Below are 25,958 nucleotides of genomic sequence, written 5' to 3'. Positions count from 1 at the left end.
GGTGCCACTGGTGCTACAGGCGCAACCGGAGCTAAGGGCGATAAAGGTGAAACTGGTGCTACAGGCGCGACCGGAGCCAAAGGCGATAAAGGTGAAACTGGCGCAACAGGCGCAACAGGCGCCAAAGGTGAAGATGGTAAGCCATCATTGGCTCAAGTAGTAGACAACAACGACGGTACTCATACTGTTAAAGTTGGACTGGATAAGAATGGCAACGGCCAATTGGATCCAGACGAAGTAACTTCTTCAACAATCGTTAAAGACGGAAAAGATGGTAAATCTCCACTAGCTAAGGTTGTTGATAACAACAATGGTACCCATACTGTTCAAGTCGGACTTGATAAGAANAATAATGGTCAGCTTGATCCAGATGAAGTAACATCTTCAACTATCGTCAAAGATGGAAAAGCTGGCGCAACAGGTGCTACCGGAGCAACCGGAGCAACCGGAGCCAAAGGCGATAAAGGTGCCACTGGTGCTACAGGCGCAACTGGTGCCAAAGGTGAAGATGGTAAGCCATCATTGGCTCAAGTCGTAGACAACAACGACGGTACTCATACTGTTAAGGTTGGTCTCGACAAGAACGGCAACGGCCAGTTGGATCCAGATGAAGTAACATCTTCAACAATCGTCAAAGACGGTAAGGATGGAAAATCTCCACTAGCTAAAGTAGTCGATAACAATAACGGTACTCATACTGTTCAAGTCGGACTCGATAAGAACGGAAATGGTGAGCTTGATCCAGACGAAGTGACATCTTCAACTATTGTCAAAGATGGTAAGGATGGAAAAGCTGGCGCAACTGGAGCCACAGGAGCTACCGGAGCTAAAGGCGATAAAGGTGAAACTGGAGCTACAGGCGCGACCGGAGCTAAGGGCGATAAAGGTGCAGATGGTAAATCATCATTAACTGAAGTAGTTGATAACCACGATGGTACTCATACTGTTAAAGTTGGTCTTGATAAGAATGGTGATGGTAAGCTTGATCCAAGTGAAGTAACGTCAACGACTATCGTGAAAGATGGCGCAACAGGTGCAACTGGAGCTAAGGGTGAAGATGGTAAATCATCTTTAACTGAAGTAGTTAACAACAACGACGGTACGCATACTGTTAAAGTTGGTCTTGATAAGAATGGTGATGGTAAGCTTGATCCAAGTGAGGTAACGTCAACGACTATCGTGAAAGATGGCGCAACAGGTGCAACAGGAGCGGATGGTAAACCATCATTGGCTAAGGTTGTAGACAATAACGATGGCACTCACACTGTTCAAGTTGGACTTGATAAGAACGGCAACGGTCAGTTGGATTCAGACGAAGTGACATCTTCAACAATCATCAAAGACGGTAAGGATGGAAAATCTCCATTAGCTGAAGTAGTTAACAACAACGACGGTACGCATACTGTTAAAGTTGGAATCGACAAGAACGGCGACGGTAAACTTGATCCAAGTGAAGTAACGTCAACGACTATCGTGAAAGATGGCGCAACTGGTGCTACAGGCGCGACCGGAGCTAAAGGCGATAAAGGTGCAGATGGCAAGCCATCATTGGCTAAGGTTGTAGATAACAACGATGGAACTCATACTGTTCAAGTTGGTCTTGATAAGAACAACAATGGCCAGCTCGATCCAGACGAAGTAACCTCATCTACCATCGTTAAAGACGGTAAGGATGGTAAGTCTCCATTAGCTGAAGTCGTTAACAACAATGACGGTACTCATACTGTTAAAGTTGGACTCGATAAGAACGGTGACGGTAAGCTTGATCCAAGTGAAGTAACGTCAACAACTATCGTGAAAGACGGCGCAACTGGTGCTACAGGCGCGACCGGAGCTAAAGGCGATAAAGGTGCAGATGGCAAGCCATCATTGGCTAAGGTTGTAGATAACAACGATGGAACTCATACTGTTCAAGTTGGTCTTGATAAGAACAACAATGGCCAGCTCGATCCAGACGAAGTAACCTCATCTACCATCGTTAAAGACGGTAAGGATGGAAAATCTCCATTAGCTGAAGTAGTTAACAACAACGACGGAACGCACACTGTTAAGGTTGGACTCGATAAGAACGGTGACGGTAAACTTGATCCAAGTGAAGTAACGTCAACGACTATCGTTAAAGATGGCGCAACTGGCGCAACTGGTGCTACAGGAGCTAAGGGCGATAAAGGTGAAGATGGTAAATCATCATTAACTGAAGTAGTTGATAACCACGATGGTACTCATACTGTTAAAGTTGGACTCGATAAGAATGGCGACGGTAAACTTGATCCAAGTGAAGTAACGTCAACAACTATCGTGAAAGACGGTGCTACAGGAGCGACAGGAGCAACTGGTGCAGATGGTAAATCATCATTAACTGAAGTAGTTAACAACAACGATGGTACGCATACTGTTAAAGTTGGTCTTGATAAGAATGGTGATGGTAAACTTGATCCAAGTGAAGTAACGTCAACGACTATCGTGAAAGACGGTAAAGATGGTAAGACACCATTAGCAGAAGTAGTTGATAATCAAAATGGAACACACACCATTAAGATTGGTTTTGATACAAATGGCAATGGTAAGCTTGATTCAGATGAAGTAACCTCTGCTACTATCGTTAAAGATGGAAAAGACGGAAAAGATGGCAAGGACGGCAAAGACGGAAAAGATGGTCAAAGCTCACTTGTAACGCTCGTTGAAAATGAAGATGGTAGTGTTACTATTCTTGTTGGAATTGATAAGAATAACAATGGTAAGGTTGATTCTGATGAAGTAACATCTTCTACAATTATCAGAAATGGTAAAGATGGTAAGGACGGCAAAGACGGAAAAGATGGTAAAGATGGTAAGGACGGTAAAGATGGCAAGGGTGTAACCGGTCCAACTGGTCCAACCGGCCCAACCGGTCCAACCGGTCCAACAGGTCCAACCGGCCCAACAGGTCCAACCGGCCCTACAGGTCCAACTGGCCCAACCGGTCCAACAGGTCCAACCGGCCCAACCGGTCCAACCGGCCCAACCGGTCCAACCGGCCCTACAGGTCCAANAGGTCCAACCGGCCCAACCGGTCCTACAGGTCCTACAGGTCCAACTGGTCCTACAGGTCCAACAGGTCCAACCGGTCCAACCGGCCCAACAGGTCCAACCGGCCCAACTGGTCCTACAGGCCCAACCGGTCCAACCGGCCCAACCGGTCCTACAGGTCCAACTGGTCCTACAGGTCCAACTGGTCCAACCGGTCCTACAGGCCCAACTGGTCCAACCGGTCCTACAGGCCCAACTGGTCCTACAGGTCCTACTAATCCAATAAAACCAGTAGTTCCAACAGCTCCAACAGTTCCAGCTAAGCCAACAAAACCTGCAGGAACAACCAAAGTAGTAGCTAAGTCAGGAACCCTTCCTAAGACTGGTGACAATAGCAACCATGAAGTAGGTGTGGTAGGCGCAGGACTTCTATCAGCTGCACTTCTAGCTGCCTTAGGTGTTTCTAAGCGAAAAGAAGAAGAACTCTAAGATATTCTCTTTATAAAATTTAAGCAATATCAAGTTTAGAGTAAAACAGAGGCTATTAGNATTATTAAAATTCTACTAGCCTCTAGTTTTGTTGTATTAATGTTTTGGAGGAATTGAATGTCATCAATTGTATTGAATATGATTGTAAAAAATGAAGCCCATATAATTTTGGAAACACTCCAAAATTTGGTCAATTCAATCACATTTGACTACTGGGTCATTTCTGACACTGGCTCCACAGATGGAACGGAAAACCTCATCTTGAACTTTTTTAGTGAGGTGGGGATTCCAGGAGAATTGCACAAAGATGAATGGCAAAACTTTGCACATAATAGAAATTTAGCCCTAAATTATGCAAGAGGAAAGGGAGACTATATTCTAATCTTTGATGCAGATGATTTCGTTGAAGGTAGTTTAAAAATTTCTACTGATCTTGAAGCAGATGCCTATTATCTCAATTTTTCAGATGAGAGTGGAGTTCTTTCATTTCGTCGTGTAGCTCTTTTTAAAAATAATCCAGAAATCTATTGGCGAGGAGTCGTGCATGAATTTATTGAATTGCCTGAAGGTGCCAGTTATGGAAATCTTGTAGGACCTTATTCAGTTATTGCAAGAACAAGAGGCGCACGAAGTCTAGACGATGATAAATATTATCATGATGCAACTGTACTTGCAAATGCCGTTTATAATAATCAAGACCCTGACTTAGAGCCTAGATATACCTTTTATTGCGCGAGATCTTATCGTGATGCAGGTTTATACCAGGAGGCCTTGTCTTGGTTTAAAAAACGTGCAGTTATGATGGATGGATGGTCAGAGGAAGCTTATTATTCTTGTCTAGAAATAGCGCAAATTTATGAAAATGAAGGGAAAGCTCTTGAAGGACGGGAGTATTTGGAAAAAGCTATCCAGATTAACCCTAATCGCGCTGAAGCATGGTCTCAATTAGCCAAATTGTATAGAGAGGCAGGGCAGCACCACATTGCTTTTGCTTATGCTTATATGGCCAAGGATTTAGAATTGAATCCAGATAGCCTTTTCAGCTGGAATAGGGTTTATGACTATTGGATTCCATTTGAATTGTTAGAAAATGGTGTCAAAATAGGGAATTTTGAAGTTGCCTACCAAGGCTTCAGAGCTTTAATTCTGGCAGGACAGGCCGATACTTATAAGAACTATTATGAATACTTACCTCAGTTCGAACAGTATCTAGATAATGAGATTATTGAGAAGATTATAGAGGTAATCAACGGTCCAGAAGCTTAATTGAATCTGTCATTACAGTTTTTGTAGACTATAACGGCCTGATACATGCCAAACTTTGGAGAGGACCAATTGGTCTTCTCCTTTTTTGCTCTTGGAGCAGTTGGTGTTAGCTTAACTTTCAGTTTTAAAAGTCAAAAAAACAGAAATTCCTTATGAATTTCTGTTTCTTTATTTTATTCTTGATAAGAGACGATGCCAATGATAGTATCGACAGCGCGTTCCATGGTTTCTAGGCTGACATATTCAAAGCGGCCGTGCATATTTTCACCACCGGCGAAGAGGTTAGGTGTCGGAATGCCCATAAAGGAAATTTTAGAGCCATCAGTTCCGCCACGAATCGGCTCGATGATCGGCTGGATGTCCAGACTTTCCATGACCGCCTTAGCGATGTTGATTGGTGTCATGTCCTTTTCAATGACCTGCTTCATGTTGTAATACTGGTCTTTGAGGGTCAAAATGACGCGCTCGCTACCCAGTTCTTGGTTCATTTTATCAGCAATAGCCTGCATAGCAGCTTTGCGATTTTCAAAAGCCTCTGTCTCAAAGTCGCGGACAATGTAGCTGGCTTGAGCTTCCTCGACAGTTCCGGTCAAGTTCATCAGGTGGTAGAAACCTTGGTAGCCCTCAGTATTCTCTGGACGGTCGGCTTCTGGCAGCTGGTTGTGGAAGTCAATAGCCAGCTGGAGTGCATTGACCATTTGGTCTTTGGCAGTTCCCGGATGGACATTGCGTCCTTGGAAGGTTAGCTCTGCTCCAGCAGCGCTAAAGGTTTCGTACTGAAGCTCGCCTAGAGGTCCGCCATCCACTGTGTAGGCAAAGTCTACATCGAAGTCTTCAGCGTCAAATTTATCAGCACCGATACCGATTTCTTCGTCTGGTCCAAAGCCAACTCGGATTTCTCCATGCTTGATTTCTGGATGGGCAGACAGGTATTCGATAGCAGTCATGATTTCAGCAATACCAGACTTGTCATCTGCGCCTAAAAGGGTTGTTCCGTCAGTTGTAATCAGGGTTTGGCCCTTGTATTTATGGAGACTGGCGAAGTCTGCAGGATCCAAGTTAAAGCCGGATTTCCCCAGCGGAATCACACCGCCATCATAATTCTCAATGACCTGCGGCTGGATGTTTTCTGCGTTGAAGTCAGCCGTATCCATGTGAGAAATAAAGCCGATTTTGCGGGTAAAGCTTGGGTCGTTAGCTGGCAGGGTTCCGATCGCAAAGCCATTTGGTAGGTAGTAGACATTTTCCAAGCCAACTCGCTTCATTTCAGGAATGAGGANATTGTTAGCAAAGTCTGTCTGACTCTGNGTGCTGGGTGTAGTAGTAGATGTTTCGTCTGAGCGTGTGTTGACCTTGACATAGGTCAGGAAACGCTCTAAAAGATTAGGGTATTTCATAAANGCTCCTTGTTTTCATAGATTAAGTCTATTTTAGCACAATCTTGAACAAAAGACATCTGTAAGTCAATATTTCTCTAGTTGAAAAGTCTTGGAAGATGGTCGTAGTGGAAATAGCTGAAAATAAGATTTGTAAGAGTAGACAATAGAAAATTTTTGCAAGCTATTAATATAAAATTGTTGAGAAAAACAGTGGCAAATATGCTAGAGGCGCAATTTAAAAGAAATTTTGTGATATAATAAAAAGTAGAAAATCAATATAGTAAATAAGAGGTAGTGCCATGATTTATGAATTTTGTGCAGAGAATGTCACCTTACTAGACAAGGCTTTAGAGGCTGGAGCCAAGCGGGTTGAGCTGTGTGATAACCTATCAGTTGGTGGAACAACGCCTAGCTACGGTGTCATCGAGGCTACAGTACGAATGGTCAAGCCTTATGATGCGACTGTGATGACCATGATTCGTCCTCGCGGCGGGAATTTTGTCTATTCAGATGGGGAAATCGAGATAATGCTTTCGGACATTCAGAAGGCACGTGAGGCGGGGAGCCATGGCCTCGTTTTCGGTGTTTTAACGGAAAATAACGAGATTGATTATCCTAAGATGGAACGGCTGCTTGAAGCAGCTCAGGGACTGGATGTGGTCTTCCATATGGCTTTTGACGCTATTCCTGCTGAATATCAGTTTGGAGAGTTAGACTGGCTGGTTGAACATGGAGTTAAGCGGATTTTGACTCATGGCGGGCCAGCGTCAGAGTCCATTCTAGAGCATTTGGCTTGGCTGGATGAATTGATTGAGCATGCGGCAGGGCGGATAGAAATTTTACCTGGTGGTGGAATCAACCTAGAAAATCGTGCTGAGATTGCTGACACTTTGGGTGTTGATCAATTGCACGGCACCAAAGTAGTATTTTAGCAGGCAAGCTCATGTTGGATTTATTTGAAAAATACAGGCTGAAGGAAGAGAGTTTACTGGATTATGGCTTTGTCAGGTCTGGTGCAGAATATGGCTATTCGACCAAGATTATGGCTGATGATTTCCAGATTAATGTGCTGATTTTCGATGGAAAGCTGGATTTTCAGGTGTTTGACTTGGATACAGGTGACGAGTACCGACAAGTCAAGATGGAAAGTATGGCTGGAGAATTTGTTGGTCAAGTCAGGGTGGCCTGTCAGGAAGTCCTGCTGGACATTCGGCAGCATTGCTTTGAGGAAGTAGGTTTTCTTTATGAGCAAAGTCAGCGACTGAGCTCTTATGTGGCGGCTACTTATCAGGGGCAGTTAGAGTATTTCTGGGAGAATTCTTCTCGTAAAAGCTCTAATGGGGCCGCTGTTTTTCGCCATCAGGATAGCAAGAAATGGTACGGAGCTTTTTTGACGACCAATTGGTCTAAATTTGAAAAGGAGCGCAGTGGTGCGATCGAGGTCCTGAATGTCAAGAGTGACCGAGTTGCGGAACTTATTCAGCAAAAGGGAATTTATCCCGCCTTTCATATGAATAAAAAATACTGGCTTAGCTTGCCTTTGGATGGAACCTTGTCGGATCAGCAACTTTTTGATTTGCTGGATATCAGCTTTGTCCTGACTAAGAAAAGATGAGCATAGTTTGCCTGAGTTTCATTTTTAGATGAAATAGCGTATAATAGAGATAGTGAGAAACGGACAGTCGGATTAAGGGCTGTCCGTCCTTTGTTTGGAATGAGGAAACGAAATGAATCTAATCAGAAAACTAGACTGGTTTTTTAAACTGGAAAAGCGGCGTTATATGATTGGCATCTTGGCCTTGTCTCTGGTCAGTGTGTTTAATCTGATTCCGCCACGGGTCATTGGGCAGGTCATAGACCGGATTGCTGGGCGGAGTCTAACTGCTGGAGAACTTACTTATAATCTTCTCCTTTTGATTTTGTCTGCTTTTATCATGTATGGTTTGCGGTATGTCTGGCGGCTCTATATCTTTGGTACGGCCAATAATCTGGGACGCATCTTACGCTTACGGCTTTTTGAGCATTTTACACGGATGTCGCCAAGTTTTTATCAAAAATACCGAACGGGTGACCTCATGGCCCATGCGACCAATGATATCAATGCGGTAGTTAGCGTGGCTGGCGGTGGTGTTATGTCAGCGGTAGATGCTTCTATTACGGCCTTGGTGACCCTCATTACCATGTTTCTGGTCTTGAACTGGCGGTTGACCCTGATTGCCATTCTCCCTTTGCCCTTTCTGTCTTGGGGAACCAGCTTGATTGGTCGGAAGAATCACGAGAGCTTTAAAGCGGCTCAGGAGGCTTTTTCAGATCTCAACAATAAAGTTCAGGAAAGCGTAGCGGGGATTAAAGTAACCAAGTCCTTTGGCTATCAGGATGCGGAGACGGAGTCTTTTGCGGCCATCAACCAAGAAGTCTATCAAAAGAATATCTTGGCTGCCAAGTACAATTCCCTTTTTGATCCCATGGTGCTAATTTTTGTCGGCTTATCCTATGTTCTGACCCTGATTTTCGGGGGAATGTTTATTTCCCAAGGGCAATTTACAGTCGGTGAGCTGGTTACCTTTATGACTTATCTGGATATGCTAGTGTGGCCACTGCAGGCGATGGGGTACCTAGTGAATATCAGTCAGCGGGGAGCCGTTTCCTATGAACGGATTGAGAACTTGCTGGCTGAAGAGTCGGATGTCGAGGAAGCCCAGCAGCCACTTGCCAGTATTCAAAATGGTCGACTGGACTATGAGATAGATTACTTTGCTTATGAGAATGAAGCCACTTTGAAGGATATTCACTTTACATTAGAAAAAGGACAGACCTTGGGGATTGTCGGGCCGACTGGATCTGGGAAGACCACCCTGCTGCGCCTCTTGCTTCGGGAGCAGGATATTCAAGAAGGAGCAATTTATCTGAATGGCCACGATATCCGAGAGTATACTCTTAAGGATCTGCGCGGTCTGATTGGTTATGTGCCTCAGGATCAGATACTCTTTGCCCTGTCCATTCGGGACAATATCCGCTTTGCCAATCCAGAACTGTCAGAGGAGCAGGTCATCCGAGCAGCCCAGCTGTGTGGTGTTTATGAGGATATTAAGGCTATGCCGAATGGTTTGGATACGCTACTTGGCGAGCGGGGCGTCTCGCTTTCTGGTGGTCAAAAGCAGCGTTTGGCTATGAGCAGAGCCCTCATCACCAATCCAGAAATTTTGATTTTGGATGATTCCTTGTCGGCAGTGGATGCCAAGACCGAACATATGATTTTAGAAAATCTCAAGCAGGAACGAGCTGACAAGACGACCATTATCACTGCTCATCGTCTGTCAGCCATTGTCCATGCGGATTTGATTCTAGTGTTGGAGAATGGCCGTATTAAGGAGCGAGGCAGCCACCAAGAACTTCTGGCAGCAGAGGGCTGGTATGCTCAAACCTATCAAAATCAACAATTATATGAACGCTTTGAGGAGGAGTCTGCAAAATGACAAAACAATCAACTTTTAGACGCCTCCTAGGTTATATGTGGCGCTACAAATGGATTAGTCTACTGGCTCTAGTCTTTATTTTTGCGACAACTCTGGTGACAACGGCCTTGCCACTTTTGGCTCGTTCTTATATTGACCAGTTTGTCAGCCGAGAGGCAGCCCAAAGTGGTCTCTATCTGCTGGCAATTTACTATGGTCTCTTTCTTTTGCGGGTGCTCCTTACTTTTCTGGGGCAGTATGCTTTTGCACGAGTGGCTTATAGCATTGTCCGCGATCTCCGTCAGGAGACTTTTGCGAATATGCAGCAATTAGGGATGGCGTATTTTGATCAGACTGCAGGAGGAGCTATTGTTTCCCGCTTGACCAACGATACCCAGTCAGTGGCTGATATGTTTAGCAGTATTTTTTCGAACTTCCTCAGCTCTATACTTATCTTGGTAGTGACAATTGCAACCATGCTGGCTCTGAATTGGCGGCTGACTCTGCTGATTGTCCTCTTTTTGCCCATCATGCTTGGCTCGATTATCTTGTATCAGCGGCTGTCCAATCGCTTGCTCAAGCAAGTTCGAGCCAGACTGAGCGACCTCAATGTCAAACTTTCTGAGAGCATTGAAGGGATGCGGATCATTCAAGCTTTTAGTCAGGAAAAGCGGCTAATCGAAGAATTTGAAGCAATCAATGGAGAGCATCTGGACTTTAGCAATCGCTATCTGAATGTGAACAGCCTCTTTCTGCGCCCAGCCATGTCCTTGCTGAAAATCTTGGCTTATGCTCTTATTCTGACTTATTTTGGTTTGAGCTGGCAAGTAGCTGGAGTGACTGCTGGTGTCATGTATGCTTTCATCCAGTATGTCAACCAGCTTTTCAATCCCTTGATCGATGTCATGCAAAATTACTCTGTTCTTCAGACATCGATGGTCGCTGCGGAGCGCGTTTTTGAACTGATGGATCGCAGAGACTATGAGCCTGAGCAAGCAGAAGAAGGACCTGAGATTCAGGCGGGCAATATTGATTTTCAGCATGTGACCTTTTCCTATGATGGAAAGAGAGAGATTCTAAAGGACATTTCCTTTAGCGTTAAGCAAGGTGAGACGATTGCCTTTGTCGGGTCAACGGGTTCGGGCAAATCCTCCATTATCAATCTTTTCCTGCGCTTTTATGAATTTGAAAAAGGTAGGATTCTTATCGATGGCAGAGACATCAGGGACTATAGTCAAGCAGAATTACGACGCAATTTCGGTCTTGTCTTGCAGGATCCCTTCCTCTACCACGGCACCATTGCCTCTAATATCCGCATGTATCAGGAGAGTCTGTCACAAGCAGAGGTCGAAGAAGCAGCTCGGTTTGTTGATGCCCATGACTTTATCAGCCAACTAGCTCAGGGCTATGATAGTCCAGTTACCGAGCGCGGCTCCACCTTCTCTAGTGGGCAACGACAGCTTTTGGCTTTTGCCAGAACCATCGCAACTAAGCCTAAAATCTTGATTTTGGACGAAGCCACTGCCAACATTGATTCGGAAACTGAGGAGCTGATCCAGCATTCCCTCCGGAAAATGCGGCAGGGTCGAACCACTATTGCTATTGCCCATCGGCTGTCTACGATTCAGGATGCCAATTGCATCTACGTGTTAGATAAAGGGCGCATCATTGAGTCTGGTAGCCATGAAGAGCTTCTAGCGCAAAATGGAACGTATAAGAAAATGTACCAGTTGCAGGCTGGGATGTTGGATGCCTGAAAAACAAGGAAAAATTCAAAGAAAAGAGGCTGGGACAAAAGTCCTAGCCTCTCAATTGTTTTTGGATTGTCGAGCAAGACGCAGTGGTTGAGGGGGCTCTATTACGCTGATTTCATCAGCTTTTACAGCCCTACTCAACTGTGCGGAGGTGGGACGACGAAATCGAATTCTAACGAATTACCGATTTCTATCCCACTCTCTTTTTAGATATTCTTTAAATTTTTCCAGATTTTCTTTTAAATCATCAAACCCTAGCTTAGCATAGCGGTAGGGGCAGGTCTGAATGTAGCTGCTTTCAAAAAAGTCCAGCGGTAGCTTGCTGTGTTTGAGAGAGCTGACTGAGGGGAGGGATTGGAGGTCAAAAATCACGCCATCTGTTGTCAACTGGTGGGGCAGAGGGAAATGGAGGTCGTCCAAGAGGAATTGTGCCTTAGTTTTTTCAGTTTCCAGTCGGTTAAGTAAGCCTAGACGATTCTTTTCAAACATCAGATTGTCAATATAGAGGGAGAGAGCCTTTTGCATGATGAGGTTACTGTCGTAGTCAACCGCTTTTTTATAGGACAGAAAGGTTTCTCGAATCTGAGGGGGCAGAGCCAAGGCCGTGATGCGCAGGGCAGGAAAGAGACTGGTAGAAAAAGACTTGATATAGAGGACATGCTGACTATTATCTAGATAGTGAAAAGGCAGTTCTCGCTTACTATCAAAGTCGGCCAGATAGTCGTCTTCAACAATATAGGCATCATAACGTTCAGCAAGGGCAAGGATTTCTTCCTTTTCCTGACGACTGTAGGAATGTCCTAGTGGATAGTGGAAACGGGGAATCGTATAGAAAAACTTGATCCGCCTTGTTCTAAAAATCCTCTCTAACTCTTTCAGGTCAATCCCAGTCGGTTTACGCTCAATGGTCTCATAAGACAGTTTCTGATTTAGAAGTAAATCATTGATTCGGTGGTAAGTGGGCTGCTCAACCAGAATGGTGTCTTTGCCATTGGGAAAATCAATCTGAGAGAGAATGTAGAGGGCTTGTTGGGTACCAGAAGTCAGAATCAAATTGTCTGCAGAAGTGTAGACTACGGAGTCCAAAAGCAAGCGCTGTACTGACTGTCGCAACTCCTCCAGTCCTTCTTGTTGGGAATAGTAGTTGAAAAGATAGTTTTCTCGACCAATCAGTGTTTCATTGACACACAGGCGGAAGTCTTCGTAGGCTTGGTGGCGGTCGTCTGTCACAGCCAGCTCCATATCTTCCTTTTTATTTTGGTCATTTTCCAAGACATAGTAGCCGCTCTTAGGCACGGCATAAATGTACTTCTGATAACGAAGCTCAATCAAGGCCTTCTGAGCAGTATCTTTGCTACAATGGTAGCGGTCTGCCAGTTTGCGGACGGAAGGAATCTTTTGCCCCGTAGTAAGTCTTCCCTTGTCAATATCCCTGATAATTCTATCCATGATGACTTGGTATTTAGCTTTTGCTGTCATTCTGTCCCCCCACAGATTTCTTTCTCTTATTTTACCTTATTTCTAGGAAGTTGACAAAGTTTCTTGTTCATTCAAAATATAAAAACCAGCCTTGAATTTCCTTCAAAACTGGTTCAATCTAGAACATTTGCGCCGTGCCTATTCTTGCAGAAAGCCCAGTGTCGCTAAGGCTTCCTCGATATAGTCTAAGTCCTGCTGAGAATCTGCCTCGATTAAATGGTAGTGAATTCCATTTGTCAGTTCGGATAAGGCACGAAAATCGCTCTCTGAGACTTGCTCTAAAAATTGCTGCACATCGCGACGGCAGGTCAATTTCAGATAGGTCTGGATTTCCCCATAGACAGGATGCTCAATCATGATATTTTGTACCCGTCCACCATTATCAACGATGGCTAAAAGTTCGGCTTCGATATCGTCCACCTTATGCTTGAGTTTAAAAAGACGGTGAAAATGAGCAGGTTGATTGCTTTCTTTATAGAGATAGCCCCTATTGGTACTGATAATGGGAGTGCCATCGGCTCGCAGCAGGGCAATATCCTGAACGATAATCTGGCGAGTGACATGAAATTGTTCCGCCAAAAATTGTCCGTTTAAAGGTTGCCGAGCTTCTTTTAAAAGCTCTAATACATCATTTCTTCGTTTTTTTGTCATATCTTCATTGTAAATCAAAACATTAGGAGATTCAAGGTTTAGCGAATCTTTTTCAGAGCCTGATAGACAAATTTTGCAATGACAAAGTCCACCATGCTGTGAACAATTGTGCCAAATCCAACTAAACCGAAGAGGATATAGAAGGCATTCGCCGGATAGGCTGTCGTCGTATAAAAGAGAATGCAGACCACTACCTCACCAAAGGCATGAATCAGGGCCAGCACAAAATTAAAGATCCAGATCTTTTTCTGACTGTCCAGTGTTTCAGGATGCTTTTGCAGGTAAAGAGCGCCGATAGTCCCGAAGAGTAGGTGAGACAGGGCTCTCAGGGTGATGATGAAAGGAAGGCCAGACATGAAAAATCCGATGGTAGAGCCGAGGACGACAATCACTGTCATGAGAGGCGAGATGAACATGGCCAGAAAGATAGCAACGTGGCTAGCTAAAGTGAAGGAAGCAGGCGGGATGACGATCTTAATCGGCATAACCAGCGGAATAACGATGGCTAGGGCAGTCAAGAAAGCGGTCAGTGTCATAAACTGATTTTTGGATGTTGGTTTCATAATAAACTCCTTTTAACTTCTGTATATACACTAGAATAGTACATTGTTTTGTCATAAAAGTCAAGAAAGTTTTTTGAAAACAAGTGATTTTCTTTGCCTATTTGTCAAATAAGATAAAATATCGTATAATAAGACGGTAAAATATGGCTGTCATTCGGTTCTTATTCTTTTCTGAATGTCTGCCCACTTATAAGGAGAAATGAATTAATGAATAATTTACCAAATTGCCCAAAATGTAATTCAGAATACGTTTATGAAGATGGTGTCCTCTTGGTTTGTCCAGAATGTGCCTACGAATGGGATCCTGCAGAAGTTGCAGCAGGAGAAGCTGGTCCAGTGGCTATTGATGCGAATGGAAACCAGTTGGCCGATGGGGATACAGTTACCTTAATCAAGGACTTGAAAGTCAAAGGGGCTCCTAAGGATCTCAAGCAAGGAACGCGCGTGAAAAATATCCGCATCGTCGAAGGCGACCACAATATTGACTGTAAGATTGATGGATTTGGTGCTATGAAGCTCAAGTCAGAATTTGTCAAGAAAATCTGAGAAGCGCTATGAATAAAAAAATAATTCTTTCTTATCGCCTTCTTCTTCTGGTTTTAGCTTTTGTCGGAGTCTATCTGGAAATTGCTAAACTTGGCGTAGGAATGCTGATGTACTACACGGTCTTGTCTAATCTTCTGGTTCTGTTATTCACAGCCTATCTCATTTTTAGGATGTGGACAGACAATAATTGGGAGAGTTCCAAGCTGTTGCGCGTGAAGGGCGGCGTGACCATGTGTATCATGATTACCTGCGTTGTCTATCACTTGCTCCTAGCTCCGATTGCGACAGATTTTTATCGTTTGGAAAATTTCCTTTGCCATTACATTGTACCTCTCATGTTTTTCTTTGATACTCTTGTATTTGATAAAACTCGGCAGTATCGTTGGTTTGATCCCATTTCTTGGACAAGTGTTCCGCTGATTTACATGATTTTTGCCCTTATTAACGGTTTTTTCTTGAAAATTGATATTCCGAATGCCAAGGATAAACCCTTTCCCTACTTTTTCCTTAATGTCTATAAGCACGGTTGGCCTTATGTTATCAAGATGTGCTTGATTATCTTTGTGGCTTATCTAGTCTTTGGTTATGTTTTCTACGGAATCAAATCTATCTCATTTTCAAAGAAGAAAGCTTAGAGTACTATAGTAGGAAATAGAAAACAGATGTTCTCTGTTTTTTATTTTGTTGAAATGGATTAGCAATTTATCGTGAAAAAAGTTCATTTTTTTCTTGAAATGGAATTGAAATTGTGGTATAGTTATAAACAATTAAATAGTCCTTTAATTCTATCCAGAGAGATAGGCAAGGAGCAAAGTAAAAATGATAGGTGGAGTGTGACAAGTGCGTCTTGTTTCAGCCTGTCTCTATTTTCTGAGGTCTCCTTGCAAAAGGAGACTTTTTTAATGTTTTTAGGAGGTTTAGATGAAGACAAAGGAAGTTGTCGATGAGATCACTATGAATCGTGCCATCACGCGAATCACCTATGAAATCATCGAGCGCAACAAGGATTTAAGCCAAATCGTTTTGGCAGGCATTAAGACCAGAGGGGTTTTCATTGCCAAGCGGATCCAGCAAAGACTGGCTCAGCTAGAGAAAATTGAGATTCCAGTTTGCGAAGTGGATACAAAGCCCTTCCGAGACGACATCAAGGTCAAGGAAGACACGACAGTGATTCCAGTTGAGATTACTGACCGCGAAGTGATTCTTGTCGACGATGTACTCTATACAGGTCGGACCATCCGTGCAGCCATTGATAATCTTGTCAGCAATGGGCGGCCATCACGCGTCAGTCTTGCCGTTCTAGTGGACCGTGGGCACCGTGAGCTACCGATTCGATCAGACTATGTTGGCAAAAATATTCCAACGAGCCGCCGCGAAGAGATTATTGTTGAAATGACTGAAAAAGATGGTCAGGACCGAGTTCTGATTGTAGAGGAGGAGACAAGATGAGTCAAGAAATTAAATACGATGTCCATGATATGCCAAAACCTGGTTTACTCTTAGGACTTTCATTCCAGCATCTATTCGCCATGTTTGGTGCGACGGTGTTGGTTCCGATTCTGGTGGGAATTGACCCAGCAGTAGCCCTGTTTTCAAGTGGTTTGGGAACGCTGGCCCACTTGACAGTGACCAAGTACAAAATCCCTGCTTATATGGGTTCCAGCTTTGCTTATATCGCTGCCATGCAAATGCTGATGAAGACAGATGGGATTGCTGCGGTTGCACAAGGTGCTATCACGGGTGGTCTAGTCTACTTCATCGTAGCCCTCATTGTGAAATTCGCAGGCAACGCTTGGATTGATAAGATTTTGCCGCCAGTAGTGGTAGGGCCTATCATTATGGTGATTGGTCTGAGTCTAGCGGGTACAGCCGTTGGCGATGTGATGTATAAGACCGTTGGAGACCAGAAGGTCTACGACATCACCTACTTTGCTATCGGGATGGTAACCCTCCTCTGTGTCATTCTATTTAACATCTACGGTAAGAAAATCGTTGGTATTATTCCAGTTCTGCTGGGCTTGATTGTTGGCTATATCTTTGCTCTGATTGTCGGAGCGGTGACAGGTCAGGAGATTATCTCTTTTGCCAACGTGACAAAAGCTTCTTGGTTCCACGTTCCGCCAATGAATCTTCCGTTTATAGATTATGATTTTAAATTGTATCCAAGTGCAATCCTAACAATGGCACCGATCGCCTTTGTAACGATGACAGAGCACTTTGGGCATGTTATGGTTCTGAATAGCTTGACAGGCAAAGATTTCTTTAAAGAGCCTGGTTTGGATAAGACTTTAGCTGGAGATGGTCTGGCTCAGGTTATCGCGGGTATCTTTGGTGCTCCGCCAGTGACTAGCTACGGTGAAAATATCGGGGTTATGGCACTCAATAAAATCTACAGTGTTTATGTGATTGCTGGTGCTGCTGTACTGGCGATTATCATGAGTTTTGTTGGAAAAGTATCCGCCCTGCTCCAATCGATTCCAAGTCCAGTTTTGGGTGGCATTTCCATCGCCCTCTTCGGGGTAATTGCTTCCAGTGGTTTGAAAATTCTGATTGAAGCGCAAACCAATTTTGACAACAAAAAGAACCTGCTGATTGCTAGTGTCGTTCTGGTATCTGGTATCGGTGGTCTGACCCTGCAACTATCAGGTCTGCAAGTTTCAGGAGTTGCCTTGTCAACTGTTCTCGGAATTGCCCTCTACCTCATCCTGCCAGAACCTAAAAATTAGGCTGACGAGATTGCTACATTTGTCCAAAGTTTTTAATAAAAAAGGAGTATAACATCATGTCATCAAATCAAATCGCACTTAAAAATCTTGTATCTATGGAACACCTTACGAACGAAGAAGTAATGGCTTTGATCAAGCGCGGGATTGAATTTAAAAACGGCGCAAAGGTTCATTATGATGAGCAGCATATCGTTGCAAATCTCTTCTTTGAATCTTCAACTCGGACTCACAAGGCTTTTGAAGTAGCAGAATTAAAACTTGGATGCGACCTGCTTGACTTTGATGTCAAGACAAGCTCAGTCAACAAGGGAGAAACCTTGTATGACACGATTTTGACTATGTCAGCTCTCGGTGTAGATGTCTGTGTCATCCGTCACCCTGAGGTGGACTACTATAAAGAATTAATCGAAAGTCCAACGATTACAACTTCTATCGTCAATGGTGGTGATGGTTCTGGTCAGCACCCAAGCCAAAGTTTACTTGACTTGATGACAATTTATCAAGAATTCGGTCACTTCGATGGTTTGAAGGTAGCCATCGCTGGTGACCTTGATCACTCACGTGTAGCCAAATCTAATATGCAAATCTTGAAACGTCTTGGCGCTGAGCTCTTCTTTGCTGGTCCAGATGAGTGGAGAAGTGCAGAATTTGCTGACTATGGTAAGTTCGTAACCATTGACGAAGTGATTGACCAAGTGGACGTGATGATGTTCCTGCGCGTGCAGCATGAGCGCCATGACTATAACTCTATTTTCTCTAAGGAGAATTATCATAAACTTCATGGTTTGACGCAAGAGCGCTATGATCGTATGAAGGATAACGCTATCCTGATGCACCCAGCGCCTGTCAATCGCGATGTAGAAATTGCAGACCATTTGGTTGAAGCTCCAAAATCTCGAATTGTAGAACAAATGACAAATGGCGTCTTTGTCAGAATGGCTATCATTGAGGCTGTTCTCAAAGGACGAAATTAATCTCAAATGTAGCTTAGGAGTAGGATTGGACTCAATAAGAGTCTTCCTATTCCTTTTTTAAACTTAATCTTAAAGACTTATAAAAAAACAAATGTTAAAATCAAAAGAACTACTCGAAATTATGTTTTTTGAGTAGTTCTTTTGATTTATGCATTACTGGATTTTGCAAAGATTCTTGGGATGACTTTTTTGAGTTGTGGGATGAAGATGAGACTGACTCCAATAACGATGAGTCGGTCTGCATAGTCGGTTAGCGCTTGGACGATGATGGTGCTGGTGACCAAATCTAAGCCTAAACCGTGTAAACCTTGAACGATAATACTAGAGCCGCTTGGGGTAATTCCTTTGAAGACTATCACAGTGATCAGAGAGGCTAAAGCAGTAGCTGGTAGAGAGACTAGAACCGTTTTCCAGAGGAGGTTTAGTCTTGGTTTTGAATCAGCAGTGAAAAAGACCGAGACAAGCAGAGCCAAAAGAATGGCTACTGGAGAGAAATAAATAGCAGAAATGTCTGTTGTAAAAGCGCTAATAAGAGCACTAGCAACCGCTGTTCCTACTCCCCAAATAGGTCCTAAAATGAGGCTGGCTAATATCGTTCCCAAAGTATCCAAATAAACAGGAAGTTTTAGAAAAAGTGCGATGTTGGCCCCGATATAGTTTAGAGCGATGCAGATGGCTGTAAATGTGATGGTAAATGGTGTTGTTTTTTTCATAATTTTATCCTAAATTTAAAGTTTCTAGATCTTGGCAGATAATTTCCTTTGAAGTGTTGAGTATCACGGAGAGAAAATCCTGAAAGAAGAGTTGGGTGTTTACTTGGGTCAGTACCTTAGCATTGGCTTCCTTACCATAAAAATGATAAGCATCAACCAGCGTTTGTCCCATGGCAATGCCTTCCGTTGTAAGATCGACGAAGGAGTCAAAGCCTTGGCAAAGATCCTCATGCAGGAAATGGGCAACGGCCAATGGATCGTTGATGACACAGCCGATGATATGTTCATACTCCCAATGAAAATCCCAGTAAAAACGAGTGATTTTTCCGACAAAGTCAGCGACTTCAGGATTGATAAAACGCATATATTCCAAGAGATTGGGTGTCAAGACAATCTTTCGAGTGACATCTAGACCGACCATTTCAATCTTTTTTCCAAGTTTTTCGTAGGTTTCTTGGGCTGCATGTGGATCGCACCAGTAGTTGTACTCAGCTACGGGCGAACAGTTGCCGTGCGATTTGTAATTGCCGCCCATGCTGACAAATCGGTTTAGATGCTGCCCAAGGTTAGGATTTTTCCTAAGAGCCAAGGCAATATTGGTCAAAGGCCCTAGTGCAATGATGGAAGTGTCACTATTTTTCTGGAAATAGTCTGCTAGAAAGTCATAAGCTGCTTGTAGTTGGGCTTGGGTGGAGCTGCTTCTTGTTATCCCGCTTTCCCCCAATCCATCCATGCCGTGGGTGTCCTGAGCGGAGACGAAGTCACAAACCAAGGGTTTGTCGTCTCCTACATAAACTGGAATATCCAGCCGATTCAGCCTTTCTAAGATTTTAAAGGCATTTTCAAGACCAAGTTCTACTGGGACATTTCCAGCAACTATGGTCAAAGCGACGACCTCTAAGTCAGGGTGTTGTAGGGCATAGAGCAGAGCTAGGCTGTCGTCTATGCCAGGATCGCAGTCAATAATAACTTTTCTTTTCATAGGTCCTCCTTTTGAGAAATAAAATAAGGCTGAAACCTCCGTCTCAACCTCTCAGTTAGTTCTGCCAAAGTGGCAGGACACCAGAAAAAACTATGCGCAATTACATTACTTTAGAATATAAGGGTACTTAGTTTTTTATACTGGGAAGTTTGCGAACCAGTCCAAAACAAGTGTTTTGAATTATGCATTTACTATCATAAAGAAAAATTTCCTAAAAGTCAATGGGAAGGAGGACAAGAATAGTCAGTCTTTTGACTTTATGATATAATAAGTAAGATAAAAGAAATGAGGAGAATACAATGGCAAAAATAGTACAAACAGATAAAGCACCAGCAGCAATCGGACCATATGTTCAAGGAAAAATCGTTGGCAACCTTTTATTTGCAAGTGGTCAGATTCCTTTATCACCAGAGACAGGAGAAATTGTAGGAGCAACGATTGAAGAGCAGACCCAGCAAGTTTTGAAAAATGTAGGAGCTATTTTGAAAGCGGCTGGAACAGATTTTGACCATGTGGTCAAGGCGACCTGCTTCCTAAGTGATATCAATGATTTTGTGCCATTTAATGAGGTCTACAAAACGGCCTTTAAGAGCGAGTTTCCAGCTCGTTCGGCAGTAGAAGTGGCTCGCTTGCCTCGTGATGTAAAAATCGAAATCGAAGTCATTGCTGAGATTGTAGAATAAATGATTGGGACCGGGAGAAGTTTCCCGTCCTTTTTTAGAAATAAAATGTTAGATGAAGGGAGAAAGAATGGCTGAACACAAGATTCAATTAGTGATTGTGACAGGAATGAGCGGTGCCGGAAAGACTGTCGCCATCCAGTCTTTTGAGGATTTGGGTTATTTTACCATTGATAATATGCCGCCGACCTTAGTACCAAAGTTTTTGCAGTTGGTCGAAGGGACAAAGGACAATGATAAGTTGGCTCTGGTTGTTGATATGAGGAGTCGCTCCTTCTTTTTGGAGATTCAGGATATTCTGGATGAGCTAGAAAGAAGCACGGAAATTGATTTTAAAATTCTATTTTTGGATGCGGCCGACAAGGAGTTGGTAGCTCGCTATAAAGAAACGCGACGCAGTCACCCTTTGGCAGCTGACGGGCGAATTTTAGATGGAATCAAACTGGAGCGTGAACTCTTAGCCCCTCTGAAAAATCTCAGTCAAAATGTTGTAGATACGACAGAACTGACACCACGGGAGCTCAGAAAGACCATCTCTGAACAATTTTCAAACCAGGCTGACCTGCACAGTTTCCGCATCGAGGTTATGAGTTTTGGTTTCAAATACGGTTTGCCTCTGGATGCGGACTTGGTTTTTGATGTGCGTTTCCTGCCAAATCCCTACTATAAACCTGAGCTGCGTAATCAGACAGGATTGGACAAGGATGTCTTTGACTATGTCATGAACCATGCGGAGTCAGAAGAATTTTACCAGAACCTGCTAGGCTTGATTGAGCCGATTTTGCCAGGCTATCAAAAGGAAGGAAAGTCTGTACTGACCATCGCAGTCGGCTGCACGGGCGGACAGCACCGTAGTGTAGCCTTTGCACAGCGTTTGGCGGATGATTTAGCGAAAAACTGGCCAGTTAATGCCAGTCATCGCGACAAAAATCGCCGGAAGGAAACGGTGAACCGCTCATGAGAAAACCGAGAATTACAGTTATCGGCGGCGGTACAGGGATTTCAGTCATTTTAGACAGCCTGCGTAAAAAGGATGTGGAGATCACAGCTATTGTCACAGTTGCAGATGATGGCGGTAGTTCTGGTGAGCTGCGTAAAAACATCCAGCAGCTGACGCCGCCGGGTGACTTGCGAAATGTTTTGGTCGCCATGTCTGATATGCCAAAGTTTTATGAGAAGGTCTTCCAGTATCGCTTTGCCAAAGGAGATGGTGTTCTAGCAGGTCATCCCTTGGGGAATCTGATTATTGCAGGCATTTCCGAAATGCAGGGTTCGACCTATAATGCTATGCAGCTTCTGACTAAGTTTTTCCATACAACAGGTAAAATCTACCCTTCAAGCGACACTCCGCTGACTCTGCATGCTGTGTTTACTGATGGAACGGAAGTTGTCGGTGAGAGTAATCTAGCCAGTAAGGCTGGGATGATTGAGCGGGTCTATGTGACCAATACCTATGATGATGAAAAGCCTGTTGCCAGTAGAAAGGTGGTCCAGAGCATTTTGGATAGCGATATGGTGGTGCTGGGACCGGGTTCTCTCTTTACCTCCATCTTGCCAAACCTCGTAATCGAAGAAATCGGCCAAGCTATTTTAGATACTAAGGCAGAAGTGGCCTATGTCTGCAATATCATGACCCAGCGCGGCGAAACTGAGCACTTTTCAGATAGCGACCACGTTCAAGTATTGCATCGTCATCTGGGCAAAAAGTTCATTGATACTGTCTTGGTCAATATCGAGCCAGTTCCGCGCGAGTATATGAACAGCAATAAATTTGATGAATATCTGGTTCAGGTTGAGCATAATTTTCAAGGGCTGCAAGAGCAAGTTCCGCGTGTCATTTCATCGAATTTCCTTCGATTGGAAAATGGCGGGGCTTTCCATGACGGTGAGTTGGTTGTTGATGAATTGATGCAGATTATACAGGTGCGCAAATGAGCTTTACAGTAAAAGTAAAAGAAGAGCTTTTAAGCTTATCTGTAAAAGACAAAAATGAGTTGGCTGCCATGATCAAGATGGCTGGTAGTTTAGGAATTTCTTCGACTGGCCTCACCTTATCCATTTCAACAGAAAATGCCAAGATTGCTCGCCATCTCTATGAATTGCTGTTGGATCTTTATCAGGTCAAGTCAGAAATCCGCCACCATCAGAAGACCAACTTGCGCAAGAACCGAGTTTATACAGTATTTCTAGATCAGAAAGTGGAAGAGATCCTTTCTGACCTGCACTTGGCTGATTCCTTTTTTGGTATCGAGGCAGGGATTGATCAGGCTATTTTGTCAGATGACGAAGCTAGCCGAGCCTACCTACGAGGGGCCTTTCTCTCAAATGGCAGCATGCGGGAGCCGGACTCAGGTAAGTACCAGCTGGAAATCCTGTCCGTTTATTTGGATCATGCTGAGGATTTAGCTGCCTTGATGCGGCGTTTTCTGCTGGATGCCAAGACCATTGAGCGCAAGAAGGGAGCTGTCACCTATCTGCAGCGGGCTGAGGATATTATGGATTTTCTCATTGTCATCGGTGCTATGGAAGCCATGGCTGAGTTCGAGTCTCTTAAGCTCATGCGGGAAGCGCGCAACGATCTTAATCGCGCCAATAATGCGGAGACAGCGAACATCGCTCGCACGGTCACAGCCAGTATGAAAACCATCAACAATATTGCCAAAATCAGCGATAATATCGGCATTGAGAGTCTACCTGTAGATTTGCAGGAGGTAGCCCAGCTTCGTATCCAACATCCAGACTACTCCATCCAGCAGCTAGCTGATAGTCTGAGCCGACCACTGACTAAGAGCGGTGTCAATCATCGCTTGAGAAAAATCAATAAAATCGCAGATGAATTATAAAAGCTGCTGAGCTCGAGCTCGGCAGCTGTTTTTTATAGGCTGGTAGAATGTTTGGGTTGGACTTTTTGCTCAGGATAGATATGGTTAATAGCGTTGTTGACAGCAGTAGGTGCCTCACCCAACCCAGTTGCAATCAGGTCAATTTTCCCCTCGTAGCTGCAGCAGTCTCCAGCTGCATAGATTCCTGGTACAGAAGTTTCCTGCTTGCTATTGACCAAGATCTTGTGACGGTTGAGCTCCAAGCCCCAATCTTTGAGATTGCCGACAGAGGATTTAAAACCGTAGTTGACAAAGAGATGATCCAGAGGCAAAAGCTGACTTTCCTCTCCCTTGACTTGGCTGATTTCCAAGTGGGTTATCTTGCCATTTTCGCCGACCAATCGACTGGGTACAAATGGTGTCTTAATCTCAACACTAGAAGCCTTGAGTTCTTCCACACTATGCTCCAAAGCCCGGAAGTTGTCCCTACGGTGAACTAGGCTGGTTTCCGCAATCTTTTCAAAAGCTAGCGCCCAGTCAACAGCCGAGTCGCCGCCTCCCAGAACGACAACCTTTTTGCCTGCGTACTGGTTGATGTTTGAAACATGATAGTGGAGGTTGCTGTAGCTTTCAGTATCGTCTAGCTCCAAAGCTCTCGGTTTGAAAGCACCACCTCCCATGGCGATGATAATGGTTTTGGTCTGATGTTGAGCCTTAGAAGTCGTGATGGTGAACCCATCATCCGCTTTAACGATATCCAGCACTGTTTCATTGAGGCAAATGTCAGTCTGGAAAGTCTCCAGCTGCTCAATCAGACGCTGAGTCAACTCTTCGCCAGTCAAATTAGTAAAGCCCGGCACATCCAGAATCTTCTTTTCTGGATAGAGAATGGCTGGCTGACCGCCCAGCTGAGGCAAGGAATCAATAATTTTCACCTTGGCTTGGCGCAAATGAGCGTAAAAAGCAGCAAATAAGCCAACTGGACCGCCGCCGATAATCGTAATATCATACAGTTCAGACATAATTTTCCTCAATCTTTTTAAAATAAACTAGGATTATTGTATCACAAAAATAGGTTGAAATGTAGTTAAATTTTTGTAGGGATTGTAAAAGCCCCATCAGGGGCTTAACATTAAATAGCAAATAAATCATTGAGGTTTTCTGCCAGGGTTGGGTGGGTGAAGATTTGCTTGCTCAAGTAGGTGTAAGGAATCTTATTATCCATAGCCACAGTCAGGATATTGATAATTTCCTGTGCCCCTGCTGAGAAGATAGTCGCTCCGACAATTTCCTTGGTTTCAGTGTTGACAACAGCCTTGAAGGCACCGCGTAAGTCAGCATTGACATGTCCACGAGGCATTGCTGCGACTGGAATCTCCTTCACTGCAATCGGCAATCCTTGCTCTTGAGCTTCCTTTTCGGTTAATCCGATTTGAGCCAAAGGAGGTGTGATGAACATGCTGGTAGGGACGTTTTTACGGTCTTCCAGTGTGTAGCTGCCATCGCCAGCCAGATAGCTATAAAGGATACGGAAGTCATCCAGTGAGATATAAGTAAACTGCAGACCGCCATTGACATCGCCAGCTGCAAATACACCAGGTACAGATGTTTCCAAGTGTTTATCAACCTTGATAGCTCCGCGCTCTGTCAGCTCGATATCTGTATTTTCTAACTTCAGTGGTTCAACATTCGGCTTGCGGCCAGTAGCATAGAGCAGGGCATCAAAGCGGAATTCTCCATCCTCAGTCACAACGACAACTTCAGCACCATCATTTTTAATCTGCTTGGTTTGCACATTTTGCAGGAGTTGGATTCCGTCTTCTTCCATGTATTGCTTAGCTAGGGCAGCGATAGAAGGCTCTACTCGAGGGAGAAAGACAGGAGCAGCATCCAGCACAGTCACCTGGCTGCCCAGTTTGTTGTAGAGTCCAGCAAATTCTAGGCCGATGTTACCGCCGCCCAGAACTCCTAAACGTTTAGGAAGTTCCTTCAGATTTTGAATGCCAGTTGAGTCATAGACATGCTCGGTTTCAGTCAGTCCAGGAATTGGCAGGACATTGGAAACAGCACCAGTATTGATGACAATAGTCTCAGCAGTCAGTTCCTCCTTCTCATCACCAGCTGTGATTTCGATGACTTTGTTTGAAAGGAAATGAGCTTCCGCATCAATGATGTCGACACCAGCGCCACTGATTGCTGCGTAGTTCTTTCCATTGAGACGGCTGGTTACAGCATTCTTTTCAGCCATGACTTGGTCAAAAGCTAGACCTTTTTCAGCTGCGACAAGTAGGGTCTTGGTTGGGATGCAGGCGATATTGATACAGGTTCCCCCGTACATAGCCTTGCTTCGCTCAATCAAAGCAACTTTTTTTCCTTGGGCCGCCATTTTGGCTGCCAATGTTTTACCGGCCTTACCAAAGCCGATGACAATTAAATCATAGGTTAACATAATTTACCTCCATTTTTCAAA

23 protein-coding genes and 1 riboswitch are annotated in these 25,958 nt (G+C 44.1%); of the genes, 15 read left to right on the top strand and 8 right to left on the bottom strand.

Annotated elements, in window-relative coordinates; all coding sequences use genetic code 11:
- Together D8792_RS11790 and D8792_RS03465 are read left to right on the top strand one after the other, a co-directional pair.
- Positions 1 to 3,498, top strand: a 3,498-nt coding sequence (locus D8792_RS11790; protein ID WP_125372892.1) for a collagen-flanked surface repeat-containing protein, incomplete at its 5' end; no start/stop codon positions are given.
- A 117-nt stretch (positions 3,499 to 3,615) separates the two neighbouring features.
- Positions 3,616 to 4,764 (top strand): glycosyltransferase, encoded by a 1,149-nt coding sequence (locus D8792_RS03465; RefSeq protein ID WP_125372891.1) that lies wholly within the window; start codon positions 3,616 to 3,618, stop codon positions 4,762 to 4,764.
- 173 nt (positions 4,765 to 4,937) lie between these two features.
- Here D8792_RS03465 and pepT read toward each other — a convergent pair whose 3' ends face one another.
- The gene (gene pepT, locus D8792_RS03460) at positions 4,938 to 6,161 is read right to left on the bottom strand and encodes a peptidase T (protein ID WP_125372890.1); all 1,224 of its coding nucleotides are present in this window, start codon (positions 6,159 to 6,161) and stop codon (positions 4,938 to 4,940) included.
- Positions 6,162 to 6,442: 281 nt separating this feature from the next.
- On the opposite strand from pepT, the gene D8792_RS03455 reads away from it, so the two are divergent.
- The 4 genes from D8792_RS03455 to D8792_RS03440 all read left to right on the top strand — a co-directional run bounded on the left by D8792_RS03455 (position 6,443) and on the right by D8792_RS03440 (position 11,355).
- A complete protein-coding gene (locus D8792_RS03455) occupies positions 6,443 to 7,075 on the top strand; it encodes a copper homeostasis protein CutC (RefSeq protein WP_125372889.1) in 633 nt (210 codons plus the stop codon).
- 11 nt (positions 7,076 to 7,086) lie between these two features.
- Entirely contained in the window at positions 7,087 to 7,758 is a 672-nt protein-coding gene (locus D8792_RS03450) for an MmcQ/YjbR family DNA-binding protein (RefSeq protein ID WP_125372888.1), read from the top strand.
- 112 nt (positions 7,759 to 7,870) lie between these two features.
- Positions 7,871 to 9,619: an ABC transporter ATP-binding protein gene (locus D8792_RS03445; RefSeq protein WP_125372887.1), complete on the top strand. Its 1,749-nt coding sequence runs from the start codon at positions 7,871 to 7,873 to the stop codon at positions 9,617 to 9,619.
- Positions 9,616 to 11,355: an ABC transporter ATP-binding protein gene (locus tag D8792_RS03440; protein ID WP_125372886.1), complete on the top strand. Its 1,740-nt coding sequence runs from the start codon at positions 9,616 to 9,618 to the stop codon at positions 11,353 to 11,355. The genes D8792_RS03445 and D8792_RS03440 overlap by 4 nt, the downstream gene beginning before the upstream one ends.
- 177 nt (positions 11,356 to 11,532) lie before the next feature.
- Here the strand turns inward: D8792_RS03440 and D8792_RS03435 are convergent, their stop codons facing one another.
- From D8792_RS03435 to D8792_RS03425, 3 genes are all read right to left on the bottom strand, one after another.
- Complete coding sequence (locus tag D8792_RS03435) at positions 11,533 to 12,831, bottom strand: aminotransferase-like domain-containing protein (protein ID WP_125372885.1); 1,299 nt, start codon at positions 12,829 to 12,831, stop codon at positions 11,533 to 11,535.
- Positions 12,832 to 12,969: 138 nt separating this feature from the next.
- Positions 12,970 to 13,482 carry a transcription repressor NadR gene (locus D8792_RS03430; RefSeq protein WP_125372884.1) on the bottom strand — a complete coding sequence of 171 codons (513 nt, stop codon included), beginning with the start codon at positions 13,480 to 13,482 and terminating at the stop codon, positions 12,970 to 12,972.
- Positions 13,483 to 13,520: 38 nt separating this feature from the next.
- Entirely contained in the window at positions 13,521 to 14,045 is a 525-nt protein-coding gene (locus D8792_RS03425; protein ID WP_125372883.1) for a hypothetical protein, read from the bottom strand.
- A gap of 207 nt (positions 14,046 to 14,252) precedes the next feature.
- On the opposite strand from D8792_RS03425, the gene D8792_RS03420 reads away from it, so the two are divergent.
- The 5 genes from D8792_RS03420 (at position 14,253) to D8792_RS03400 (ending at position 18,291) form a co-directional block, all read left to right on the top strand.
- Positions 14,253 to 14,591 (top strand): zinc ribbon domain-containing protein YjdM, encoded by a 339-nt coding sequence (locus D8792_RS03420; protein WP_005590197.1) that lies wholly within the window; start codon positions 14,253 to 14,255, stop codon positions 14,589 to 14,591.
- An 8-nt stretch (positions 14,592 to 14,599) separates the two neighbouring features.
- Positions 14,600 to 15,226 carry a Pr6Pr family membrane protein gene (locus tag D8792_RS03415; protein WP_125372882.1) on the top strand — a complete coding sequence of 209 codons (627 nt, stop codon included), beginning with the start codon at positions 14,600 to 14,602 and terminating at the stop codon, positions 15,224 to 15,226.
- A gap of 286 nt (positions 15,227 to 15,512) precedes the next feature.
- On the top strand, positions 15,513 to 16,040 hold the full coding sequence (gene pyrR / locus D8792_RS03410) for a bifunctional pyr operon transcriptional regulator/uracil phosphoribosyltransferase PyrR (RefSeq protein ID WP_125372881.1): 528 nt from the start codon (positions 15,513 to 15,515) through the stop codon (positions 16,038 to 16,040).
- A complete protein-coding gene (locus D8792_RS03405; RefSeq protein WP_125372880.1) occupies positions 16,037 to 17,317 on the top strand; it encodes a uracil-xanthine permease family protein in 1,281 nt (426 codons plus the stop codon). Before pyrR ends, D8792_RS03405 begins: the two co-directional genes overlap by 4 nt.
- Before the next feature lie 56 nt (positions 17,318 to 17,373).
- Complete coding sequence (locus D8792_RS03400) at positions 17,374 to 18,291, top strand: aspartate carbamoyltransferase catalytic subunit (RefSeq protein ID WP_125372879.1); 918 nt, start codon at positions 17,374 to 17,376, stop codon at positions 18,289 to 18,291.
- Between the two features lie 146 nt (positions 18,292 to 18,437).
- Here the strand turns inward: D8792_RS03400 and D8792_RS03395 are convergent, their stop codons facing one another.
- A complete protein-coding gene (locus tag D8792_RS03395; protein WP_125372878.1) occupies positions 18,438 to 19,004 on the bottom strand; it encodes a LytS/YhcK type 5TM receptor domain-containing protein in 567 nt (188 codons plus the stop codon).
- A 4-nt stretch (positions 19,005 to 19,008) separates the two neighbouring features.
- A complete protein-coding gene (locus D8792_RS03390) occupies positions 19,009 to 19,986 on the bottom strand; it encodes a nucleoside hydrolase (protein WP_125372877.1) in 978 nt (325 codons plus the stop codon).
- A gap of 121 nt (positions 19,987 to 20,107) precedes the next feature.
- A riboswitch (PreQ1 riboswitch) is annotated at positions 20,108 to 20,152 on the bottom strand.
- A 133-nt stretch (positions 20,153 to 20,285) separates the two neighbouring features.
- On the opposite strand from D8792_RS03390, the gene D8792_RS03385 reads away from it, so the two are divergent.
- The 4 genes from D8792_RS03385 to whiA all read left to right on the top strand — a co-directional run bounded on the left by D8792_RS03385 (position 20,286) and on the right by whiA (position 23,509).
- Positions 20,286 to 20,669, top strand: a complete 384-nt coding sequence (locus D8792_RS03385) for a RidA family protein (RefSeq protein ID WP_125372876.1) — start codon at positions 20,286 to 20,288, stop codon at positions 20,667 to 20,669.
- Positions 20,670 to 20,736: 67 nt separating this feature from the next.
- Entirely contained in the window at positions 20,737 to 21,627 is an 891-nt protein-coding gene (gene rapZ, locus D8792_RS03380) for an RNase adapter RapZ (RefSeq protein WP_125372875.1), read from the top strand.
- A complete protein-coding gene (locus tag D8792_RS03375; protein ID WP_125372874.1) occupies positions 21,624 to 22,601 on the top strand; it encodes a YvcK family protein in 978 nt (325 codons plus the stop codon). The genes rapZ and D8792_RS03375 overlap by 4 nt, the downstream gene beginning before the upstream one ends.
- Positions 22,598 to 23,509 carry a DNA-binding protein WhiA gene (gene whiA, locus D8792_RS03370; protein ID WP_005590210.1) on the top strand — a complete coding sequence of 304 codons (912 nt, stop codon included), beginning with the start codon at positions 22,598 to 22,600 and terminating at the stop codon, positions 23,507 to 23,509. The genes D8792_RS03375 and whiA overlap by 4 nt, the downstream gene beginning before the upstream one ends.
- A 32-nt stretch (positions 23,510 to 23,541) precedes the next feature.
- Here whiA and D8792_RS03365 read toward each other — a convergent pair whose 3' ends face one another.
- Together D8792_RS03365 and D8792_RS03360 are read right to left on the bottom strand one after the other, a co-directional pair.
- Positions 23,542 to 24,510 carry an NAD(P)/FAD-dependent oxidoreductase gene (locus D8792_RS03365; protein WP_048766655.1) on the bottom strand — a complete coding sequence of 323 codons (969 nt, stop codon included), beginning with the start codon at positions 24,508 to 24,510 and terminating at the stop codon, positions 23,542 to 23,544.
- Between the two features lie 110 nt (positions 24,511 to 24,620).
- Positions 24,621 to 25,937: an FAD-containing oxidoreductase gene (locus D8792_RS03360; RefSeq protein WP_125372873.1), complete on the bottom strand. Its 1,317-nt coding sequence runs from the start codon at positions 25,935 to 25,937 to the stop codon at positions 24,621 to 24,623.
- Positions 25,938 to 25,958 lie beyond the last annotated feature (21 nt).

Origin of the sequence: Streptococcus cristatus (assembly GCF_003943505.1) — a bacterium.
Lineage (GTDB): Bacteria > Bacillota > Bacilli > Lactobacillales > Streptococcaceae > Streptococcus > Streptococcus cristatus_E.
The sequence above is the reverse complement of the archived record's forward strand: the minus strand, read 5'-3'. Positions and strand labels throughout refer to the sequence as shown.

Bases quoted from the DNA above. Each gene is read 5' to 3' on its own strand.
- D8792_RS03400 (WP_125372879.1), top strand. From the start codon at position 17,374: ATGTCATCAAATCAAATCGCACTTAAAAATCTTGTATCTATGGAACAC.
- D8792_RS03360 (WP_125372873.1), bottom strand. From the start codon at position 25,937: ATGTTAACCTATGATTTAATTGTCATCGGCTTTGGTAAGGCCGGTAAA.
- D8792_RS03435 (WP_125372885.1), bottom strand. From the start codon at position 12,831: ATGACAGCAAAAGCTAAATACCAAGTCATCATGGATAGAATTATCAGG.
- D8792_RS03440 (WP_125372886.1), top strand. From the start codon at position 9,616: ATGACAAAACAATCAACTTTTAGACGCCTCCTAGGTTATATGTGGCGC.
- D8792_RS03385 (WP_125372876.1), top strand. From the start codon at position 20,286: ATGGCAAAAATAGTACAAACAGATAAAGCACCAGCAGCAATCGGACCA.
- D8792_RS03430 (WP_125372884.1), bottom strand. From the start codon at position 13,482: ATGACAAAAAAACGAAGAAATGATGTATTAGAGCTTTTAAAAGAAGCT.
- whiA (WP_005590210.1), top strand. From the start codon at position 22,598: ATGAGCTTTACAGTAAAAGTAAAAGAAGAGCTTTTAAGCTTATCTGTA.
- D8792_RS03405 (WP_125372880.1), top strand. From the start codon at position 16,037: ATGAGTCAAGAAATTAAATACGATGTCCATGATATGCCAAAACCTGGT.
- D8792_RS03455 (WP_125372889.1), top strand. From the start codon at position 6,443: ATGATTTATGAATTTTGTGCAGAGAATGTCACCTTACTAGACAAGGCT.
- D8792_RS03465 (WP_125372891.1), top strand. From the start codon at position 3,616: ATGTCATCAATTGTATTGAATATGATTGTAAAAAATGAAGCCCATATA.
- D8792_RS03365 (WP_048766655.1), bottom strand. From the start codon at position 24,510: ATGTCTGAACTGTATGATATTACGATTATCGGCGGCGGTCCAGTTGGC.
- rapZ (WP_125372875.1), top strand. From the start codon at position 20,737: ATGGCTGAACACAAGATTCAATTAGTGATTGTGACAGGAATGAGCGGT.
- pyrR (WP_125372881.1), top strand. From the start codon at position 15,513: ATGAAGACAAAGGAAGTTGTCGATGAGATCACTATGAATCGTGCCATC.
- D8792_RS03450 (WP_125372888.1), top strand. From the start codon at position 7,087: ATGTTGGATTTATTTGAAAAATACAGGCTGAAGGAAGAGAGTTTACTG.
- D8792_RS03390 (WP_125372877.1), bottom strand. From the start codon at position 19,986: ATGAAAAGAAAAGTTATTATTGACTGCGATCCTGGCATAGACGACAGC.
- D8792_RS03445 (WP_125372887.1), top strand. From the start codon at position 7,871: ATGAATCTAATCAGAAAACTAGACTGGTTTTTTAAACTGGAAAAGCGG.
- D8792_RS03415 (WP_125372882.1), top strand. From the start codon at position 14,600: ATGAATAAAAAAATAATTCTTTCTTATCGCCTTCTTCTTCTGGTTTTA.
- D8792_RS03420 (WP_005590197.1), top strand. From the start codon at position 14,253: ATGAATAATTTACCAAATTGCCCAAAATGTAATTCAGAATACGTTTAT.
- D8792_RS03425 (WP_125372883.1), bottom strand. From the start codon at position 14,045: ATGAAACCAACATCCAAAAATCAGTTTATGACACTGACCGCTTTCTTG.
- D8792_RS03375 (WP_125372874.1), top strand. From the start codon at position 21,624: ATGAGAAAACCGAGAATTACAGTTATCGGCGGCGGTACAGGGATTTCA.
- D8792_RS03395 (WP_125372878.1), bottom strand. From the start codon at position 19,004: ATGAAAAAAACAACACCATTTACCATCACATTTACAGCCATCTGCATC.